Origin of the sequence: Metabacillus idriensis (assembly GCF_050483325.1) — a bacterium.
Classification (GTDB): domain Bacteria; phylum Bacillota; class Bacilli; order Bacillales; family Bacillaceae; genus Bacillus_P; species Bacillus_P idriensis_A.
Window position 1 is genome coordinate 44,491 of the sequence record NZ_JBCMYF010000042.1, and the last position, 21,157, is coordinate 65,647.

A 21,157-nucleotide genomic window follows, 5' to 3' on the forward strand; every position below is an offset into this window, starting at 1 on the left:
CATAAGTCTTCTCTATCATACGCCAAATTCATCAGAACTTAAAGAAGAGTGACGGACTTCTTCAGAAATGCGTCCTGCTTTTTTCTTTTGCAGAACCCGGCTTAGCCTGATTCGGTTATAGCGCTGAATCAGAATAAACGGACTATTAAACGCGAAAGCATACAGGACATTAAATAAAGCGGCCAGAGGCGTGTTCCAAATAAAAAAGAAAAGACAAGGGACAAGCTGCAGCCAGTGTGAGAACTCGCCTCTTTTTGTTTCAAGAAGAAATCTCTCCATCTCGGACCTTTCCTTTCCTGTCAAAGCTTGTTTTGAAAAACCGCCTTTAAACAGATTTCCCGCTTCCGGCAGACGGTCCTTCCATTTTCTAATTTGGATTTTTTCATAGAATATGCCTGACCGCTCCCAGTTGTATACTGCAAATATCCTGTTGAACTTACCTATGAAATTCTCACTCATTCTTACGGAAAAAAACGAAACAGAAAGATGAATCAAAAGCCACGCAGCCATATTTATGAATAGAACAGCAGCAAGATTTAATTCAATCATTTTGCATTTTCACGGATAATAATGTTCCGTCCTTTCCATACAGCAGATTTCCTGATGAATGTTTTCCAAAGGGATACGAGAAAAACAGCCATAAAAAAGAGAGCGTGCACCGGAAAAAAACAGACTGTCCAAATGCTGAACCGTCCTATTTCTTTAACCGCAATCCAAATTTGAAGCACAGCGGCGATATACAGCAGCACATATAAAAACCACCATTTGCTGAAAAGCACACCGGTTTCTGTAAAAAAACTCAAACATCCTGTCAGCCAGATGATAATGGGCAAAAGCACATGCCATTTTGCAGCTTTAGCACCGCTGGCAAAGGTTTTGCTGAAGCCGCGCATGAGCGACACCACTCCATCAGGATACATTCTCATGGAGATCGCCCCTTTTCCGCCTGCACAATATACAGGTGCGCCTTGTTCACGAACATGCTCCGCAAATGCCATATTTTCAACTACTTTGTTTTTAACGGCTTCATGCCCTCCCCATTCAAAGTAGTCCTTTTTCGTACAAATCATGCACTGACCAAACCCTCCGGCCGATCTTCCTTTTCCCTGCAGGATATGAAAAGCGCTTGTTGCCGCAAACGTAACGAGGTGAAAAAAAGCAGAAAACGATTCATATGGTTTTCGTGTGATGTGATAAGGGTGAACAGACAAAACACCTTCTGCTCCCTGTTTTAAAAATGCGGCAGCAGACTGAGCTGCTCCGTTCTGTTCAAAGAAAGCATCAGCATCAATGAACATGAGCCATTCTCCTTTTGCTTGCTCAGCTCCAGTGAAGCATGCCCATGATTTCCCAAGCCAGCCCGGCGGCAATTCTTTTGCCGCTATTACTCTCGCGCCTAAAGATGCCGCGATATCAGCTGTTTTATCTTCAGATCCGTCATCTACAACTATGATTTCACAAATTTCCTGCTTTTCGTTTTCCAATGATGTTATGAGTCTGCTTATATTTTTTTCTTCGTTTCTTGCAGGATTGATAATAGACAGTCTGCTGAGTGCTTCTCGCCCATCATCATTTTGTCCGCTCTGAAGCGATGGGATTTTATATAAAAGCATGAGTCCTGCAAGAATTCCGATGATTATTGAAATCATAAAGACGCCACTCTTTCTTATTCATTTGCCCTGCTGCTCCCGCTTCCCTGTTATAGAAAAAATCGAACAGGGCAGAATGGTTTGCAGAATAAACATATTCTGCAGTTTAGACATAAAAGGACAATCTCATAAGGAGGCATTCTTTTGAAAAAGAAAGTGATTATTGTTGGAGGCGGACTCGGTGGCCTCTCTGCAGCTATCAGGCTTTGTGCAGACGGATATGAGGTAACGGTTGTTGAAAAAGGTGAACGCGTGGGCGGCAAATTAAACATGCGCGGCGGACTCGGCTATACATTTGATACGGGACCTTCCATTCTGACGATGCCCTGGGTGCTTGAAAAACTGTTTAAAAGTGCTGACCGCAGTCTTGCGGATTATCTCACCATCAAGAGAGTTGAGCCCGGCTGGAGAACATTCTATGAAGACGGTACAACCATTGATTTAACAAGCGATTTGCCTGCTATGCTTGAGGAATTAAAAAAAGTTTCAGAAGAAGATGCAAACGAATTCTTTGATTACCTGCAGTATTGCAGTAAAATGTATGAGTACAGCATGAAAAGCTTCTACAGCAAAAGCCTTTCTGGACTAAATGATCTTAGGTCCCTCCACAGTGTGAAAGAACTGCTGCAGATGGAACCATTAAAATCAATGGAAGGCGTTACAAGAAAACACTTTAAAAATAAAAAAATCAGGCAGCTTTTCAACTTCCTGATTATGTATATTGGCTCCTCTCCCTATCATGCACCTGCTGTCCTCTCTCAGCTTACGCATGTACAGCTGGGACTTGGCGTTCACTATGTCGAGGGGGGCATGTATAAAATCGCACTTGCCATGAATAAGCTTCTTCATGAACTTGGCGCTGAAATCATGCTCAATACTAAAGTGGAGCGCATCCTAACAAATGGAAAAAAAGCTTCCGGAGTAGAGCTTGAAAATGGAAGACTTCTTGAAGCAGATCTTATTGTATCGAATCTTGAAGCTATTCCTGCGTACCGTACTCTTTTTAATGAAAGCCCTCAATCGCAGCAGAAAGCAGCTGAGCTTCAAAAATATGAACCAACTGTCTCAGGTCTTGTTATGCTGCTCGGTGTAAACAAAACATATGACAATCTTGCCCATCACAATTTCTTTTTCTCGGAAAATCCGGAAGAAGAGTTTCAGCAAATCTTTAATGAAGGCAAACTAGCGGACGATCCGACTGTGTATGTCGGAATCTCTTCAAAATCAGACTCTGCTCAAGCTCCTGAAGGAAAAGAAAATCTCTTCGTGCTGACGCATGTTCCTCCGCTTAAAGAAGGAGAAAACTGGGAATTCAGAAAAGAAACGTACCGGGAACTCATCTTATCAAAACTGGAGCGCATGGGAATTCCTGATTTAAGAAAGCATATTGAGTTTGAATATACCTTTACTCCAAACGATTTAGAGCGCCTATACGGGGCTAATGGCGGCTCGATCTACGGTGTTGTCACAGACCGAAAGAAAAATGGCGGATTCAAAATCCCGAGCAAAAGCACCATGCTTGAAAATCTTTATTTTGTAGGCGGATCCACTCATCCAGGCGGCGGTGTTCCTATGGTCACCCTCTCAGGTCAGCTCACAGCTGATTTAATTGCTGAACATGAAAAGGATCTGAGGGTAAATAAAGAAGAGAAGGAAATTTCATAATGATAGAAAAGCGCAAGCTCTGAAGCTTAACACCAATGCGCAAAATTTCTTTCCTCATATTGCTTAAAAGAAGGATAAGATCGTCTCTTATCCTTCTTTTTCAATCTATTAAAAGGAGAATGCCTATGCTTATTTATCAGTTGGTCCTGCTTCTTCTTTTAGCGTGGACAGTCTTCAATTCATTTTTTATGCCAAAGTTAAAATCCGGCAGCACTACCAAAAAACCGCTTGTTTCGATTCTTATTCCCTTGCGCAATGAAGAACGCAATGCACGAGGCCTTGTTCATTCTTTACTGGGACTAACCTATCCAAATTTGGAGTTCATCCTGCTTGATGATCAATCCGCTGATCAGACAAAAGAAATCCTCCTCTCTGAAACAAAACATGATGACCGTTTCATCATTTGTTCCGGTACGGAGCTGCCAGAAGGATGGTCGGGAAAAGTCCATGCATGTCATCAATTAAGCCTCATCGCAAATGGAGATTATTATTTATTTTTAGATGCTGATGTAAGAGTTCATAAAAACACGATTGAAAGCTCCCTTTCTCTTATGAAAGAGAAGAAAGCTGCCATGCTTTCAGGTTTTCCCCGCTTTCCAGTCAAATTTGTGCTTGAAAAGCTGCTAGTTCCAATGCAGCATTTTCTGATTTATTTTCACCTTCCGCTCTTTTTTGCCAATAACACATCAATGGTTTCAGCATCTGCTGCACATGGAGCGTTTATGATGTTTGAAAAAAAAGCCTACAAACAATTTGGCGGCCATGCAGCCATTAAAGATTCCATCGTAGATGATGTTGCGCTTGCAAGAACGGCTAAAAAGAATCAGCATCGCGTCCTCCTCGCAAATGTCACAGACTTTGTGACGTGCTATATGTATAACAGTAACAAAGAAGTATGGGATGGCTTCAAGAAAAATATTTTTCCGGGATTTGGACGTTCAATCCTCATCGTCATCCTGTTTACCTTTTTTTATAGTATGTTTTTTATTTTCCCGTTTTTATTAGCCATTTACGGCATTTATTCCTTGATATCATCCAAAGAGTTTCTGTTTTTTACCTTTATTCCGCTATTGCTTATTATCTTGCAAAAAGCATTTATCGATTTTCGCAGCGGGCAAAAAATCAGCCTATCGTTCGCGGTTTCATTTTCAGCATTAGCTTTTCTTATCCTGCTGTATTCCTCAATGATTGCTTCTTTCAAAAAATGCGGATACAGCTGGAAAGGCAGAACCTATCAGTAATAGTTTTATAGTTTCTGCACATCCAACTCTCTGGAAAGGTTTACCTTCATTCTAAAGGGGAATGTAACAAATAACTTTATCAGGAGGTGCAGGAAAAAATGTCAAACCATCAAGTAAAAGACGATTCCATTCAAACAGAAAAGATTGAGAAAAAACTAGATTCTATGAATAATGAGAAAATGGAAGCGATTCTTCGGGATTTCGAAGAGTTCAAATCGTATTTAGGTGAAAAAGTGGAAGCAGGAAAACGTTTAGGTTTAAGCGATGAAATGCTTGCCAAAGGCGCCGAGAAAGTGGCAAACTATCTGGCTAATAACGTTGAACCGCGAAACAGCGAAGAGAATTTATTGAATGAACTATGGAAAGTCGGTAATGATGAAGAAAGACATTTCCTTGCCCATATGCTCGTGAAATTAGCCAATGATGCCAATTAGGATAAAATCATAGGTCCATAGAAAAAAATCCATCCTGTGACGGATGGATTTTTTCTTATTTAAGCGAAGATAAATCTTTTTTCACATCTACAAGCAGGGCATTGCCTTCATCTGAAACAATCACTTTTGCATATTTAGCCGATCGTTCAAGTTCCATACCTGTACCCTCTTCAACAAAGAAAGATTCAATTCCAAAGATTAGCCCGTCATAGCCGTTATATTTACCCGTCAAATAGGCTTCGTCCGTTTGAGGCTTTTTAAAAACGTCCCCTGCTCTGCCTTCAGCCGTTTCGCCTGTTGGCCTGTAAATGCCATTGCTGTCTTTTTTCAGCTTAACGGTGATGACCGTTCCGCTGTCGGTGTCATCTGCCGGCTTATATCGGCCAGCTTCATATTGCAGCTGGACATAATCTCCCTGAAGCATAGATCTTGGGTCGAGCGGCTGCAGTTCAAGCACGATTTCTTTTCCCTGCTCCAGTGCCTGTTCGTTTGAAAAGCTCTGGTAGCCTGTAAAAGCAAGCTGCAGGATAAAAACTCCCGCAATCATAGCCCACGTCCTGTTTGTAAAAATCTTTATTCCAGCAGGTCTTTCTTTATCGAAAAATCTGACTGCTGCAAAAATCACAAGGCCAAGAAGCAGGAAGGTCAGCGATTTATGAAGCAGCTTCCATGCAAAATCGTAATATAGACCAATGAAAAACAGGATAAAAAACGTCCAGGTGATGTTTCTCTTAACAAGACTATCTCTCTTATGGAACAGGACAAGCATTGCTGCATTCAGTCCGAAATAAAGAAGCTGATAGATCAGCGTTTCTTTCCAGTCCGTTCCCCAAAAAGCAGCCGGATAAAGAAGCAGAAAGCCGTAAAAAACACAAAAGCTGCTCAGCTGTCTCACTCTGCCCGCCGGCACAAGCAGCATCAGAAATTGCAAAATCGCTAAAACTGCTAAAACAAGACGGAAATTCTCCATCCATTGAAGATGAACAAAGAACAGATTTATGAAGCATGCAAGCATAAATGTATAGGCAAGAAACTGGAGAAACTTTTCCCGCTCTAACAGAATAATCACCAGGCTGACCGCAATAAAGAGAATGGCCGTGCCAGCATTAAGCATGAAAAGAACACCTACTGCTGTTAAAATCCCTGTAATAAATAACGTGTACCTTGCAGCCGCATAGAGCTTTTTCCAAAAAACAGCTGTGCCGATGAGAATAAGACTGAACACAGCGAGGCTATATTCAGATTGAAAGATCAAAAACAATAATCCCCCAAGGCTGAATGAAAGCAATAGAGATGAAGTGAAGGTTATGATTACGATCAAAATAGTTTTAAACACTTTATACGTCAGAGAGTCATCCGGCGCTCTTCTCGTTACACGTACGGCAAGGTAAATGCCCCCTCCCAAAAAGAGCAGTGTCCCGAGGATGGAAAATAAATAAAAACTGTATGGACCGATTTTGTCTGCAAGCCTTATGCTGACTTCGGCATATTTGGAGAGAGCAAAAATCCCCAGCATAACAAAAGTAATAATAGTAAGCGTATGCTGACTTTCTTTTTTCATGAAGAGGATATAGCTGATTAGAATGACTGCCAAATAAACAATGTTCATCCAGGAACTATACGGTTCAAACACATCATAAAATGACATGATGATTAAAAAAAGATGAACGACAGTAAACGAAGCATATTGCAGCGGTTTTAGCTTTAAAAAATAGGCTAATCCAAATACCAGTGCATTCAGTAAAACCATGCCGGAATAAATCAGCCATTCTTCAAAATCAGAGCGAGCGATTGAGACACTCGACGGAAACATGTAAAACCAGTACGTAAGCAGCAATAACCCATAGCTCAGGATCGAAAACGGCTGATAACGCGTAATAATGGCAAGTGCAATAGAAGGCACCATCCAGATGAAAAATAAAAGATAGCTGTCTGCATGAGAATTATAGATCTGGCCGATCAATGCAGCTGCAGCGCCAAACGAGACAGCACCGCAGACAAGCAGCCACTTCGGCAGATCATCCCGGTTGGACAAGATCTTTCCGCTCATAAAGCTTGCTGCATAAAATAAAACCATCAACCCGATAGCAAGAGCTACCTTTTCCAATCGTTCAAAACCGCTCCAGTTGGATGCGAAAAAATAAAGAATGCCCGATATAATAAAAATAATGGCACTGAGATATCCCAGCGGAATGAGTTTGTTCAAGCGAGATCACCTAGCTTTCTATAATAACTGTAAATTCATATCATTTTAACATTTTTTTACTTATTCATATAGGTAATTTCTATTAACAGGGATTAAAAAAGGAGATTCCCTCTTGAAAGCGAATACATTTAGAGAAATAACTATATTGGAGGGAAGCAGCTTGAAAGCAGTGATTTCTTTTTCGAACAGGATTATGCAGCGTTATTTGCCTGATCCATACTTGTTTGTCATCATCCTAACATTCGTCGTCTTTGCGCTGGGGCTAATTTTCACCCCTTCCTCACCTCTTCAAATGGTCGAGTACTGGGGCGGCGGCTTCTGGGGACTTCTCAGCTTCGCCATGCAGATGGTGCTCGTTCTGGTGACAGGACATGTTCTTGCAAGCAGCCCTCTCTTCAAAAAGGGATTAAGTGCCCTTGCGGATGCTGCAAAAACACCTGGCCAGGCCATCATTTACGTTACACTAGTTTCAATGCTTGCAAGCTTTATTAACTGGGGCTTTGGGCTTGTCATCGGCGCACTGTATGCCAAAGAATTAGCCAAAAAAATCGAAAACCTTGATTATCGTCTCCTGATTGCCAGCGCCTACAGCGGATTTGTCATCTGGCATGGCGGAATCTCAGGCTCTGTACCGCTGACGATTGCGACAGAAGGTCATTTTGCACAGGATATGATTGGACTTATTCCGACCAGCGAAACGATTTTCGCACCGTTTAACTTGATTATTGTCGGCGTGCTTTTCATCACCTTGCCGATCGTCAACCGCTTGATGATGCCAAGAAAAGAAGAGACTGTTACCGTTAATCCGGAACTGCTGAGAGATCCGCGGATGGAAGCTGCCACTCTAGAAAAAGAAGCACTTACTCCTGCCGACCGTCTTGAAAACAGCAGAATCATTTCTCTATTAATTGGAGTCATGGGACTTATCTTTCTTATATCCTATTTTATGAACAATGGATTTAAGCTGAACTTAGATGTGGTGAATTTTTTATTTTTATTTTTGGGAATCCTCTTTCACGGAACACCAAGGAATTTTTTAAATGCTGTGACAGAAGCGATTAAAGGGGCATCAGGAATCATTATTCAATTCCCTTTTTATGCAGGAATCATGGGAATGATGGTTACATCAGGGCTTGCGGCTGTCATTTCAGAAGGGTTTGTATCCATTTCCAATCAGCAGACGTTTCCGGTGTTCGCTTTTTGGAGTGCAGGAATCGTAAATATATTCGTTCCGTCTGGCGGGGGACAATGGGCTGTTCAGGCGCCTGTCATGCTCGAGGCTGCTAAAGCACTTGATGTTCCTATGGCAAAAACAGCCATGGCAGTAGCATGGGGAGATGCCTGGACAAATATGATCCAGCCATTCTGGGCTTTGCCTGCTTTGGCTATTGCAGGACTTAAAGCGAAAGATATTATGGGGTATTGTGTGTTTATCCTGCTTATAAGCGGAGTCATTATTTCTCTTGGATTCTTCTTTTTATAATGCGGCAGAGGGCGTCAGCATAAAGTGCTGATGCCCTCCTTCCGTTAGATACGCCCTAATTTCCATCCCTGTTTTCAAATTTAATCAACGTGAATTTAAACAGGAAAATTCTAACCTAAAGCGGCAAACTGCCCTTTTTTCATAAAAAAGGAAAGCTAGATTTTCAATGTGTTTTCTTTTTATGTATAATTAACATGGGAATCCGTTCTTTACCTAGTTAAGGAGATGTTAGTCTTGCTGAAGTTGATGAAACGAAATATAGTCCTCATCTTATGTATTATCGGTTTTGCATCACCTTTTATTTTTATTCAATTAACAGACTGGTTTTACTATAGCTCCCTGATCGGGTGGATCATAGGCTTCATTTGTATTGCTGCAGCTTATGTGATCGTGAGCAAAAGACCTGATGATGATTCAGCTGGAGAAAGAACGACATAGAAAAATGGACGAAAGAAATCTTTCGTCCATTTTTTCATCTTAATAACCGCAGTCCATTTAAAATAACAAGAATTGTGCTTCCCTCGTGCCCGATGACTCCAAGCGGCAGATCAAGCACCTGGAGAAAATTCGAACAGATCAGGAGGGCAATGACTGACATTGAAAATACAATGTTCTGCTTGATGATTTTATCCATTTTCCGTGAGACCTCAATCGCTTTTTTCAGTTTCGTCAGATCATTTTTCATCAAGACAATATCAGCCGTTTCAAGAGCTACATCCGTCCCTTCACCCATGGCAATTCCTACACTTGCAGCCGCCAGGGCAGGAGCATCATTAATGCCGTCCCCGATCATCGCTGTATGTCCGTACTTCTTCCCAAGCTTCTTCACTTCTGCCACCTTGTCATCAGGCAGGCATTCCGCAATAAATTGGTCTACTTTTGCTGCACTTGCAACAGATTGTGCTGTGGACTCATTATCGCCTGTCAGCATCACGGTATGAATACCAGCCTGTTTCAGCTCATCAATTGCTTGAATGGCATCGTCTCTAAGTACATCTTGAAGACTAAGAACGGCCGCAATTCCACGATCATTTTTTACATAGACTATGGTTTTCCCCTCTTGGGCTCTTTCTAAGCCAAATGAAGTCATCTTGTTTTCTTTGTCACTCAGAGCGGCAGGTTTGCCTACACTCCACATTTCACCCTTCCATTTGGCGGTTACACCAAAACCGGATTGCTCCTGTACATCCAGCATTTCCGGCTGAAGGGTTGGATATTCCTTGTTAATATAGCTGACTATCGCCTTTGCAAGCGGATGATTGGATTGCTTTTCAATCGACAGCACCGCTTTGAAGACGTCCATTTCATCTGCATTCCCGCTGATATTCACATCTGTCACAACAGGCTCCCCTTTTGTAAGTGTGCCTGTTTTGTCAAAAGCGATTACCTTCAGCTTGCTTAATCGCTCTAAGTGTACACCGCCTTTGAATAACAGGCCGTTTCTTGCTCCATTTGAGATTGCGGACAAAGTTGCCGGCGTAATCGATGCAACCAAAGCACATGGCGATGCTACAACCATCAGAACCATCGCCCGGTAGAAGCTCTCATTGAAGCTCCAGCCAAGCAGATAGTGCGGCAAAACCATCATCAGCGCAACTGCAATCAATACTCCTTTTACATAAGTGCCTTCAAATCGTTCGATAAACTGCTGTGATGGTGATTTTTCAGACTGAGCAGATTGAACAAGCTTGATGATTTTCTGGAAAAGAGTCTCATCACTGTTTTTTGTTACTTTTACTGTAATCGAACCATTTATATTAACCGTACCTGCAAATACCGTGTCTTTCGTCTTTTTCTCCACTGGAATAGACTCACCTGTTATGGCCGCCTGGTCAATACTTGTCGAACCTGACGCGATCTCCCCGTCTGTCGGGAGCCGCTCACCTGGCCTCACTGCAATCAAGTCGCCAATTTCAAGCGATGAAACATGAACTCTTGTTTCTTTGCCATCCTTAAGCAGGGAAGCTTCTTCAGGCTGCAGCTCCATCAGTGCAGAAAGTTCACGCTCGCTTTTATTCAATGTGAAGGTTTCCAGCGCCCCACTTAATGCAAAAATAAAGATTAAGATGGCTCCTTCAATCCAGTATCCAATAATTCCTGAACCAATGGCTGCAAAAACCATCAGCAATTCAACATTCAGCTTTCTATCTTCAAGTGTTTCTTCAATCCCCTCTTTTGCTTTCGCAAATCCGCCGATTAAAAAGGCCGTAATAAATAAAGCGACAGCTGCAGGGGAGTCCCCCTGATTCGTTTGAATGGTCCACCCAATTAAAATCAGTATCCCAGAGAGGATGGCCGCAATTAGTTCCCCGTATTCTTTTAATCTATCAAATTTTGTATCAGCATCATTGGCCTGATGATAAGCATTTTCATTTACAAGCATAGTATACCTCCCTAATTGAGAAAAATAATCATCTTCAATAAGCTTATAAAACTACAAATGCTGCTGAAGGCCAGCAGCAATTCCCCATATTCCGCTAAGTTGAATCAGTATATGTCTCATTATACCAAAATGTACGCAAAACTCAATTAAAAATTATTATTATTTTTATTTAATAATTATTATCATTAAATAAAAAAATAAAAGAGACAATGACGCAACGATTACCTCCTGAATTATAGCCGAACATTGATTAGTGCTAGGTTAGTAGTTATAACCATAAGCGTTGCAGCGGAAGGAACTTGACCTCTTCTGGAGAATAGAGGGAATGGGTTGATTCCACTTTTCAGTGAAAAAACCTAAATGGTTGAATCATAACAGGCGGTTGTTTCCACTTACCCGGCATTAGGAGAAATCAGCCGTTTTTTGAAAGGCTTTTTTCAAACTCATGCGCTTTTTAGTGCGAAAGGAACAGTTCTTGACCATATTTTTTGCAAAATTTTCTTATAGAGGAAAAGGAATCCACCTTAAGAAGGAGAATTTTTTAAGAAAGGAGTTGGATGAACTATATGCTTCGTGGTAAAAAAGTAACTTTAAAACACTTAAACACAGCCGATATCCCTAAGTTATTTCATTTCGTATACGGCGAGGCAGAGCCGGAATGGAAAAAATGGGATGCTCCTTATTTCCCCTTAGGAATGATGACAAAAAAAGATTTCGAGAAACAAAAAAAGAAAGAAATAAGAGATCCTAACCCAAACAGACTTTATATATATGCAGACGAACAGCTGATCGGAATGGTCACATACTACTGGGAGCACCAGCCATCGAATTGGCTTGAAGTCGGCATCGTCATCTATGAGCATGCAAATTGGCACAGCGGTATAGGAACAGAAGCTTTGAACCTTTGGATTAAGCACTTATTTGATAAATACAAACTGATTCGCATTGGTTTAACGACATGGTCCGGGAACGCAAGAATGATCAGAGTGGCTGAAAAAACAGGAATGAAAGAAGAAGGCAGAATCCGCAAATGCAGACTTTATAAAGGTGTCTATTACGATTCTGTCAAGATGGGCATGCTGAGAGAGGAATGGATATCAAGTCAATAGAAAGGACGTATAAAAACATCCTTTTTTCCCAAAAATAGATGCATAAGGAAGCTCGTCTATTTTGAGAGGAGGACTAGTGATGGCACTTGTCGTCATTTGCAGACAATGCAGCGGAGCAGGCATTATCAGAAAGAACCCTTATATCCCGCTTTCAAAAAAATGCCTGCAGTGCAATGGCACTGGAAAATATCAGGAATTCACTTTTAAAAACGACTAAAAAGGAAGCATGATGACATGCCTCCTTTTTCCATTTCATTTTAAATTCGCCAAAATATTCCAGACAAAAAATAGAAGACCAATCACGGTTGCAAAGGATCCAATGATGGTAAGAAGCATCAGACTGTTATTCCCCGAAACTGTAAACGCAAGCCCTGCCATCATGACGGGAAGTCCGATGTTATGAAGCCAAAAGTGAGCCTTTGCCAAAAAATGATCGGTTAACTCAGGAAATGCATAATATAAAATGCCGGCAAGCGTAAGAGTCGTCCATCCCAATAAATTAATGTGAACGTGTACTGGCGTCAATGTATAGTCATGGGCAATCGACATAAACAGTCCGAGCAGAAGACCGGCAGCCAAATACAGAACAGACAGTTTAATCATTTTTATCCCCATTTAAAAACCTCCCGCCTTTTTGAAATATAATATAGTTTACGCTTACCCGCCGCACTTTTAGAAATTGTCCTCAGAAAAAAGGGTTCTGCTCCATAAGAAAAAGCACCCTGCTCAAGGTGCTTTTCTTTCTTTACATAAACATTCCCACTAAAACTGCTGTAATAAAGCTTGCCAATGTCCCTCCGACAATCGCTTTGAATCCAAGCTTTGAAACAAGGGGACGTTTTGTTGGTTCAAGTGATCCTAAACCGACAATCAGCTGGCCGATTGAAGACAGGTTCGCAAAATTGCAAAGTGCAATTGAGAGAATGGCAACTGTTTTAGGATCTAACTCATCAATCATTTTACTTAAATCAAGATAAGCAACAAATTCATTGACTGATAATTTTGTTCCAATAATGGAAGCTGCTCTGAAAGCATCCTCAAACGGTATGCCAATCATGATGGCAAATGGATAAAATACATAACCGAAAATGGTTGAAAGGTCTGTTCCGATCAGTCCAAGCCCTCCATTGACCAGAGCCAGAATACTGATAAACGCAATCAGCAGTCCGCCGATGTTCAGTGCGAGCGTTACGCCGCTTACTGCTCCCTCTGCAATTGCTTCAAATACATTGGCATGCTTTGTTTTTTCCATGGCAACATGATCATTAGTTTTGGAAACCTCTGTTTCAGGCTCAAGCAATTTTGCGATAATCAATGAAACAAAGGGAACGCTGAAAACAGAGATAAGAAGATATTTCATATCAATTCCCATCAGTGAATATCCAACAAGGATTGCTCCGCTTGCTGAAGCAGTGCCGCCAACCATCACAGCAAATATTTCTGAACGTGTTAAATCCTTTAAATACGGCCGTACGAGCAGCGGTGCTTCAACCAGCCCCAAAAAGGAATTTCCGACAGCACTGAACGTTTCAACCTTTGTAGTTCCAAGCAGTTTCCCTATGGATAAACCAATGATTCTAACCACAAAAGGGATAATTCTCAAATAATAAAGAGCGGATATAAGGGCAGAAATAAAGATAACTACAGCAAGAACATTTATCGCAAATACAAACGTGATGTTTGAGCCTTCACCATAAAATCCGCCAAACACAAATTCAATTCCCTCACTGCTGAAATCGATGATTTTTTGAACAGCAAAAGCGGCTTTCTCCAAAATGATTTCTCCCGCTTTTACTTTCATGACAAATAAAATCAAAGCAGTTTCAAGCAATAATCCAATGCCGATTGTTTTCCATTGAATGCTTTTACGGCTGCTGCTTAGAAGCCAGCCGAGAAATAAAATGCCTGCAAGTGATAAAATCCCGTATAAAATACTCAAATGAATGCCCCCATCATATTAATGTCATCAGTCGTTTTCCAATCAAGAGCGGGTGCGGTCAGATGTCTGACATCTAAAAAGAAATAAAAAAAGAGACCCGCTGTTCAAGCCTTTATAAAGAAAGCTTGAACAGCGGGTCTCTTCATCAGACTGCCTGTTCGTACTCTCCTTATAGTCCGGCACTTTAAGGCTGCCAGGTAGAAACTTATGGACCATATCTCCATGATTATATAAGGAAAACGTATGAAGTTATCCTCGTATTTTACAGCGGGTCAAGAGCTATTTCAATCCTTTTTCTTATTATCGGACTAGCAAATGTATTGCGAGCTTTCAGAATCATCGGTAAACACTGTCCCTGCGCTCGGTGAGCCACAGCGTAATTCCGATCTTCCGGCAGATTGTCACATAATGCATAAGCGTTAATAGCACAATGCCTGTATTCATCCCAAGAATAATCCCTGCCATTTGCAGCGAAGGCTGTGAGCCAAGCAGAAACATCATTCCAAATGAGACAATATGCGACCAGACCGTATGGTAGAACGCATCCTTCACTAGTCCAAGTCCTATTAAATATGCCTGCATTGGAATCACGAAAAAATGAAATAAAAAATATGGCCACAGCAGTTTCAGATAAAAGGCTGCCTGAACGGATGAGAAAAATAGAGATGTCAGCGGTTCTGCAAAGAGATAAATAATGAATATGGCAGGAATTCCGTAAAGCATGGTAAAAGACATTGATTGCTGCAGGAGCACCCGCAGTGTCTTCGTATCCTGCCTGGCGTATGAATCAGAAACGTTTGGAATCAGCATAATCATTAAAGAATGGGCAATAAATGCCGGAAAAAACCCAATGGTCATCGCTACTCCTGTCAGCATACCAAAATGCTCAGTCGCGGCAACTGTGCCGAATCCTGCTGTTATGAGGGCCGTTTGGATTAAAAAAGGCTGGATCGCATTTGTTATGGCATGAAAGATCCTCAAGCCTGTTGTCGGGAGGGATACAGACAGCAGCTTTTGTCTTGCGTGTTTTCCGGTTGTAAATGTGTTGTTTTCATATTTAAGAGCATGCATATGTATCATAAACATACTGATCAAATAAACAAAAACAATCAGTTCACTGCCAATAAAAGCACAGAGCGCTATCAGCAAAGCATTTTGATCAAATTGAAAAATGGTGAAAATAAGCAGCAGTACACTAAATTGCACCGCTTTTCGCAAAAAATTTGAAAAAGCAATCTTTCCCATCTGCTGTACACCCATAAAGTACCCTCTCGCAATTGAAGAGAACGATGCAATCGGAATGAGCCCAATAATCAGCCATTGTACGATTGGATGAAATCCGTCAAGCAGCGACGTAGCTGAAAAAAGAAAGATGCTGACCAACAGCACAGCAAGCGTAACAATTATTGTCATCTGCAGAGCGTGGCGCAGCATACTGTAATGCAGGACCCTCTTGTTTTCAGCGATGTATTTGGAAATGGAAATCGGCAGTTCAAGACTTGCCAGGACAGCAACTAAAAAGATGACAGGCAAAATGGACATATATCTGCCCATTCCTTCTTCTCCAAGTTCTCTGGCCAAGATCATGTTGACGAAAAATTCGATGCATTCACTGAAAAAAGCGGCAACGATCAATAAAAGGGTTCCTTTGAAAAAAGAATTCATGCTGACTCACTCCCCTGAGAAGAACTTTCTAAAAGGATATGAGACAAGTCACCAAAATATTTTAAAATTTGTTTATTGATCGTTTTTCCCTACTCAATTACCCCTGTTTCCGTGATCATGACTTCAGGTTTGATTTCAACAGACAGTTTTGGATAAATTTCTTTCCATTCTTTTGTATGCAAGCCTCTAATATGGCTTTGCACCAAATCCTGCAGTCCCAGCGGATCAATCTCAAGTTCTTTAAATTGTTCAATCATCTGTTTCGATTCTTTTATGATCTCTTTCTCAAAGGCTTTCTCCATTTCATGTTTGATTTTAGGTGTGATCATATCTCCTGTATACTGCTGAACAACCCCGCTGAGCTTGACTTTTATTGTCAATTTCGATGGATCCTTTTTATTCACTTCAATTTTGCGGTGAGAAGAGATGGCTTTAATGGCCACCTGTTCCTTTTTTGGCAGTTTGAGAGCATAAATGCCTTCGGTATATTTATCTGCAATCAGTTTAAAGAAAATCAGTTTTTCATTTGAAATTTCACTGACCATTTTGTCACCTTTAAATAAGGCAAGGCCATCAATTTCAACTGAACCTCCCTCACCCTTTTTCAAAATCGGCAAGAAGGGATCACTGTCTTTTGAATATAGATCATATAGAAAAATGTGCAGATTTGTTTTAGGAACGTCCCTGCTTTCAACGTTATGGCGGATCAGATTTGAAATATAGGCAGCTGCTCCTCTGTTTCCAAATTTAGCTTTCATAATGGCACTGGCATCCTCTCTGCCCACTGTCAAATAGACGCGGGAACCGACACTTGCATCCCTCTGCAGCGTATCCACAAGGTTTGTCAGTCCTTTTTCAGCAACTTCCTCTGAATAGATAACAACAGAAACTTTCCCAAGGACGAGCGGATCAGATGATTTACGCTGCAGGTGCGTTAAAATATCTTTGCTGACCTCATTCGATGAAGTAGATTCGATAATTTCACTTTCAACAGGGGCATCCTGCGTATAAACCGGAATGACAACCGTTCCTTTCACTTGACCTGAGCCCACCATGTCAAAGCCTACAACTGTAATAATATTCACATCATCCAATATTTCTTTTTCCAGACATCCTGTCAAAAACATCGGAATGAGAAGAACAAGCATTTTACGTTTCAACCTTTCTTCCCCCCTTCCATTTACGGTAGATCAGCGTGAGTAAATACAAAATTGGAATATAGGCCATAAAAATATAGAAGCCCACCTCCCCTAAAAATGAGTTAATCGTATTAATCTGTTCACGGTCTTTAATAACATTAACTGCTCCATAACTGACGGCTAGAACAATCAGAATTGTATATTTCTGCTTTATTTTCACAAGCTGCTTCATGCCTCTGCTTGCACACCAAAGGGTTAAACATACATTCGGCAAAATCACAAGATTCCAGTTTGCGATTCCGATATATTCAAACCTTTCCACAAACGGCATTTCGACAATCTTCCAGATCGTAAGTGTTGCCCATACATTTTTCTGAAGCTGCTCTTCACTGAAATAAATGATGCTGAACAGCATAATAATTACGTAGATCAAAGTTGTAACTGCTGCACCAAAGTGCGCCCACTTCCTCGATTTTTCTGGATTTTTCAAAAAAGGATAATACATAAACAGCGCTTCAAAACCCAGCACTGTGAGCGACATATTTTTTGTGCTTTTTAAAAGATCACTTATCGAATGATCAAAAAATGGCATCAGATTATTAAAGTTCGCAAATTTCAAAGTAAATAAAAATGAAAAAATCAGATATGCCGGGAGCACGACTCCAAAAAAGCAAATCCCTGTTACTACCCGAAAACCGCCATTTAATATGTAATAAGTAAGAATCAGAAAAATCAAGCTGTAAATCCAGACATTGAGATCTGGAAACATCCATACTTGTATAACTTCTATAAAGGTTCGGAGGACGTTAATGGCAAGACCGGTAAAGTAAATAATGACAATGGCATTTAACCCATTGCCGATCCACTTGCCAAAAATCTTTTTATGAATATCAAGGATGTTCCCCTCTTGATCCTTTAAAATCTGATAAATCAAAAAAATCGATATATGGACAATGACTCCCGAAGCAAGCACAGCAATCCAGGCATCATGACCGGAGTCCAGTGAAATAAAACGCTGAAAGCCAAGCACTCCCACACCAAACTGAAGAGAGTGAATAAGAAAAAACACAAGAAAGTGCGAAACTTGATATCGTTCTGCAATTTTTTTCATCTGGACACCTCACAATCTGTTATTCATCTATGTCATGTTTCTGTTTTGCTTTTTTCTCTGAAAATTTATCCGGCTGCTTTGTCCGCAGGGCCAATGGCCTTTTGTTTAATGTTGAGAAAGGGAAACGGATAATCGCATCTTTAAGATCCCGGCTCCGGGGCGGATAGATCGGCACTAAAAAGGGCCTCCCGAGAGATGTCAGCCTTAAGAGATGAGTTGCTAAAAAACAAAAACATAAAACAATGCCGAGAAGCCCATAAATTTGGGCAAAAATCAAAAATGGAAATCGAAGCAGGCGAATCGTATTACCCATCTTGTAAACGGGTGTTGTAAACGATGCAAGTGCCGCCAAAGCGACGATGATCAGAAGAACGTTACTGGTCAGACCCGCTTCAACCGATGCCGTCCCAATAACGATCCCGCCTACGATACCGATTGTCTGTCCGACCTTTGTCGGCAAACGCGCTCCCGCTTCCCGAAGGAGTTCAATCGTCAGCTCCAAAAACAGCGCCTCAAGTATTGGAGGAAGCGGAATCTCGCGCCGCGAGGTTACGAGCGTGCTCAGCAGATCCTTTGGAATTAATTCATAATGAAAGGTTAGGGTCGCTACGTATAAAGGCGTCACTAAGATGGAAAAGGCTACGGCAAATACGCGGATCAGCCTAAAAAATGATGACAGCACCCAATTTAGATAATAATCCTCAAAAGATGAGAAAAATTCTACAAGAGTTGTGGGGCCGATTAAAACCTGCGGTGAGCCATCAACAACGACAGCGACCTTCCCTTCTGAAAGAACAGCTGCCACTCTGTCAGGCCGTTCTGAATCAAGCACCTGTGGAAACGGAGAGTTATGGTTATCTGATATGAACTGAGCCACATAGCCGCTGTCGCCTATTTGATCATATTTAATATCTCTTAACCTCTGGGTCATGGTATTTACATTTTCTTCATCTGCTATACTGTCGATGTAGAGCACAGCTACCTTTGTTTTGGACAGATCGCCTATTTGCATTTCTTTTATGCGCAGCTGCGGCACTTGAATCCTTTTGCGGATCAAATTGATATTAAATTCAATCGCTTCTACAAAAGCTTCTTTCGGGCCTACAACACTAAATTCAACTTCTGGCAGGGAGATGTCCCGTGCTTTATTCAAAGTAGCTCTTAACAATGTACATGGACTTCCATATTCAGAGAATGAAATAATGATATAGCCCTCAAGCAATTTCTCCGAGACAATATCCGTGTCAATCGTGATAATGATTTCTTCAATTGGAACAATTTCTTTCAGCTGCTGCTGAGTAGTCCATTTCTCTTTCAGCAAAGGAGCCATTATACTTTCATGTAAAAGCTGAGGATCGACAACTGTCCGAATGTAGGACACCCAGAAGGCAGTCTCTTTTGCATGATGCTCATATTGGACAAAATCAGATGAGGCCTTGAAGCAAGTGATCACTTCAGCCATTGACTGCTTTGGTTTTCCATTCTCCTTATACATCTTGTTCACGATTTCCACCACGCTTCACGATCATACTTTCCCTTATATTTCCTCCCATTTTGTAAATTATTCAAAAACAAAACTAGAAATTGACCCGTGAGAAAATGTTGAATTTGCTTTATGGCATAAAAAAACTCCCATCCATCTGGAAGGGAGTTTTGTGCATTATTTTGCAAATGTGTGTTTTCCGATCGTAAGCGTGACTTCTCTAGTGCGAATCCAGTCGCTTTCAGCTGTTACAGGATTATAGAAATAGACAGAGTCATTGCCCATTCCCTCATAAGCCAGGGCTTCTTGGACCGCTTCTTTAGCTTTTTCATCAGCAGGTTCATGAATTGCGCCATTTTCTACTGGAGAAAATGCGTAAATGCCGGATTGCTTTTGATAAATAACATCTTTAATGGTATCAGGGAACCTGTCATCTTTTACACGGTTTAAGACAACCGTCGCCACAGCCACTTTACCTGCATATGGCTCGCCTTTTGCCTCAGCGTGAACAATTCGTGCCAATAAATCTTTATCTTCATCTGAAATTGACTGCGGCACCTGCAGTTTTTCGCCTACATATAATAATTGACCGCTTTTATGATTAAGAGATTGAATCTCTTTAATGGATACACCGTACTTTTTGCCGATCAGCCATAATGTATCGCCTGTTTTAACCTCGTGTTTTGTTGCTGCCTCTGCTTTTTCAAATCCAAATAATGATATGGCAAGTGCAGAAATAATCGTTAAAGTAAAAAATGATTTCTTCATTTATTAACCTCCCAATTTTCCATTCGGATTCGCTTGTAAGAAGTACAAGTAATAGCCTAACAGCTTTAAGCACTGAATTCATTGCTTAAAAAATGGAAGGATCCCCAATTTAATATTCAAAAAATTGAGCCATATCAGGCTTTTCACTGAGAAGAGGTATAGATAACAGGCTATTTCCCCATGCAAAAACAGCCGATTTGAGGCAACTGACCGCATATATATACCTTCTTTACTGCTTTTACGAGTTTCAGCAACGCCATTATGATGAATTTACCGCGGAATACTTGAATGGAGCGCTCCTAATTGGAGAAGACGATGATTGAAGATAAAAACTTTGAGGAATTGGTCGAGAAGCATCAAAGTATGATTTATTTTCATATTAACCATTTAAACATCAGGCAGCATCATGAAGAATACCATCAAATCGGGCTCATCGCTTTATGGCACGCTTCAATAACATATGACGGTTCAAAAGGCGCATTCAGCACCTATCTATATCATTGCATAAAAGGAAGGATGCTGAATGAAATGAATAAACAAAATAGAAGGCACGAAATTGAGGAGCTTCGCGATCATCATGACGATATCGGCACAGAAGACCCAATTAAGGAAATCATGAGCGAGCAGCTTATCCGCTCCTATTGCAGCATTCTCACTCCGATGCAGAAAAAATGGCTGATTGGTTATTGCATTGACAAGAAAACGCCATCTGAAATTGCGGAGAGTGAAAATGTCAGTCCTGCTAGTGTAAAATCGTGGAGAAGAGAGGCAATCAAGAAAATCAGAGCGATAACAGAAGAATCATAATTGAGCTGGGTAAAAATTCTCTCTCTCCTAATAACAGAAAAACGGCTGTCAAATGTGAAGTGACCCCAAAAAGTT

The 21,157-nt window shown here is 41.0% G+C and carries 19 protein-coding genes and 1 riboswitch; of the genes, 8 read left to right on the top strand and 11 right to left on the bottom strand.

Going from position 1 to position 21,157, the window contains the following annotated elements; genetic code table 11:
- Positions 1-15: 15 nt before the first annotated feature.
- Together ABEQ24_RS22425 and ABEQ24_RS22430 are read right to left on the bottom strand one after the other, a co-directional pair.
- Entirely contained in the window at positions 16-549 is a 534-nt protein-coding gene (locus ABEQ24_RS22425; RefSeq protein WP_430008824.1) for a glycosyl-4,4'-diaponeurosporenoate acyltransferase, read from the bottom strand.
- Entirely contained in the window at positions 546-1,649 is a 1,104-nt protein-coding gene (locus ABEQ24_RS22430; protein WP_430008825.1) for a glycosyltransferase, read from the bottom strand. The genes ABEQ24_RS22425 and ABEQ24_RS22430 overlap by 4 nt, the downstream gene beginning before the upstream one ends.
- A 144-nt stretch (positions 1,650-1,793) precedes the next feature.
- Here ABEQ24_RS22430 and ABEQ24_RS22435 point away from each other — a divergent pair, with 144 nt between their 5' ends.
- The 3 genes from ABEQ24_RS22435 (at position 1,794) to ABEQ24_RS22445 (ending at position 4,989) form a co-directional block, all read left to right on the top strand.
- Positions 1,794-3,314, top strand: a complete 1,521-nt coding sequence (locus ABEQ24_RS22435) for a phytoene desaturase family protein (protein WP_430008826.1) — start codon at positions 1,794-1,796, stop codon at positions 3,312-3,314.
- Between the two features lie 125 nt (positions 3,315-3,439).
- Positions 3,440-4,555, top strand: a complete 1,116-nt coding sequence (locus tag ABEQ24_RS22440; RefSeq protein WP_430008827.1) for a glycosyltransferase — start codon at positions 3,440-3,442, stop codon at positions 4,553-4,555.
- Between the two features lie 98 nt (positions 4,556-4,653).
- Positions 4,654-4,989, top strand: coding sequence for a DUF3243 domain-containing protein (locus ABEQ24_RS22445; protein ID WP_430008828.1), 336 nt, complete (start codon positions 4,654-4,656; stop codon positions 4,987-4,989).
- Between the two features lie 55 nt (positions 4,990-5,044).
- Here ABEQ24_RS22445 and ABEQ24_RS22450 read toward each other — a convergent pair whose 3' ends face one another.
- Positions 5,045-7,195: a GDYXXLXY domain-containing protein gene (locus tag ABEQ24_RS22450; protein ID WP_430008829.1), complete on the bottom strand. Its 2,151-nt coding sequence runs from the start codon at positions 7,193-7,195 to the stop codon at positions 5,045-5,047.
- A 160-nt stretch (positions 7,196-7,355) separates the two neighbouring features.
- Here ABEQ24_RS22450 and ABEQ24_RS22455 point away from each other — a divergent pair, with 160 nt between their 5' ends.
- Entirely contained in the window at positions 7,356-8,678 is a 1,323-nt protein-coding gene (locus ABEQ24_RS22455; protein ID WP_430008830.1) for a short-chain fatty acid transporter, read from the top strand.
- A 234-nt stretch (positions 8,679-8,912) separates the two neighbouring features.
- The gene (locus ABEQ24_RS22460; protein WP_430008831.1) at positions 8,913-9,116 is read left to right on the top strand and encodes a hypothetical protein; all 204 of its coding nucleotides are present in this window, start codon (positions 8,913-8,915) and stop codon (positions 9,114-9,116) included.
- 34 nt (positions 9,117-9,150) lie between these two features.
- Here the strand turns inward: ABEQ24_RS22460 and ABEQ24_RS22465 are convergent, their stop codons facing one another.
- Positions 9,151-11,061 (bottom strand): heavy metal translocating P-type ATPase, encoded by a 1,911-nt coding sequence (locus ABEQ24_RS22465; RefSeq protein WP_430008832.1) that lies wholly within the window; start codon positions 11,059-11,061, stop codon positions 9,151-9,153.
- Between the two features lie 557 nt (positions 11,062-11,618).
- Between ABEQ24_RS22465 and ABEQ24_RS22470 the strand changes: the two genes are divergently transcribed.
- A complete protein-coding gene (locus ABEQ24_RS22470; RefSeq protein ID WP_430008833.1) occupies positions 11,619-12,170 on the top strand; it encodes a GNAT family N-acetyltransferase in 552 nt (183 codons plus the stop codon).
- Between the two features lie 79 nt (positions 12,171-12,249).
- The gene (locus ABEQ24_RS22475) at positions 12,250-12,387 is read left to right on the top strand and encodes a hypothetical protein (RefSeq protein WP_430008834.1); all 138 of its coding nucleotides are present in this window, start codon (positions 12,250-12,252) and stop codon (positions 12,385-12,387) included.
- A gap of 35 nt (positions 12,388-12,422) precedes the next feature.
- On the opposite strand, the gene ABEQ24_RS22480 is transcribed toward ABEQ24_RS22475, so the two are convergent.
- From ABEQ24_RS22480 to ABEQ24_RS22510, 7 genes are all read right to left on the bottom strand, one after another.
- On the bottom strand, positions 12,423-12,785 hold the full coding sequence (locus ABEQ24_RS22480) for a cytochrome-c oxidase (RefSeq protein ID WP_430008835.1): 363 nt from the start codon (positions 12,783-12,785) through the stop codon (positions 12,423-12,425).
- 130 nt (positions 12,786-12,915) lie between these two features.
- Positions 12,916-14,109 (bottom strand): NupC/NupG family nucleoside CNT transporter, encoded by a 1,194-nt coding sequence (locus ABEQ24_RS22485; protein WP_430008836.1) that lies wholly within the window; start codon positions 14,107-14,109, stop codon positions 12,916-12,918.
- A 152-nt stretch (positions 14,110-14,261) separates the two neighbouring features.
- Positions 14,262-14,363, bottom strand: a riboswitch (purine riboswitch).
- Between the two features lie 82 nt (positions 14,364-14,445).
- Positions 14,446-15,774: a polysaccharide biosynthesis protein gene (locus ABEQ24_RS22490; RefSeq protein ID WP_430008837.1), complete on the bottom strand. Its 1,329-nt coding sequence runs from the start codon at positions 15,772-15,774 to the stop codon at positions 14,446-14,448.
- Positions 15,775-15,863: 89 nt separating this feature from the next.
- Positions 15,864-16,934, bottom strand: coding sequence for a Ger(x)C family spore germination protein (locus ABEQ24_RS22495; protein WP_430008838.1), 1,071 nt, complete (start codon positions 16,932-16,934; stop codon positions 15,864-15,866).
- On the bottom strand, positions 16,924-18,024 hold the full coding sequence (locus tag ABEQ24_RS22500) for a GerAB/ArcD/ProY family transporter (RefSeq protein WP_430008839.1): 1,101 nt from the start codon (positions 18,022-18,024) through the stop codon (positions 16,924-16,926). The genes ABEQ24_RS22495 and ABEQ24_RS22500 overlap by 11 nt, the downstream gene beginning before the upstream one ends.
- A gap of 19 nt (positions 18,025-18,043) precedes the next feature.
- On the bottom strand, positions 18,044-19,519 hold the full coding sequence (locus tag ABEQ24_RS22505; RefSeq protein ID WP_430008842.1) for a spore germination protein: 1,476 nt from the start codon (positions 19,517-19,519) through the stop codon (positions 18,044-18,046).
- Positions 19,520-19,684: 165 nt separating this feature from the next.
- Positions 19,685-20,275, bottom strand: coding sequence for a cell wall hydrolase (locus ABEQ24_RS22510; RefSeq protein WP_430008840.1), 591 nt, complete (start codon positions 20,273-20,275; stop codon positions 19,685-19,687).
- Between the two features lie 303 nt (positions 20,276-20,578).
- On the opposite strand from ABEQ24_RS22510, the gene ABEQ24_RS22515 reads away from it, so the two are divergent.
- Entirely contained in the window at positions 20,579-21,082 is a 504-nt protein-coding gene (locus tag ABEQ24_RS22515) for a sigma-70 family RNA polymerase sigma factor (protein WP_430008841.1), read from the top strand.
- The last annotated feature ends 75 nt before the right edge of the window (positions 21,083-21,157 follow it).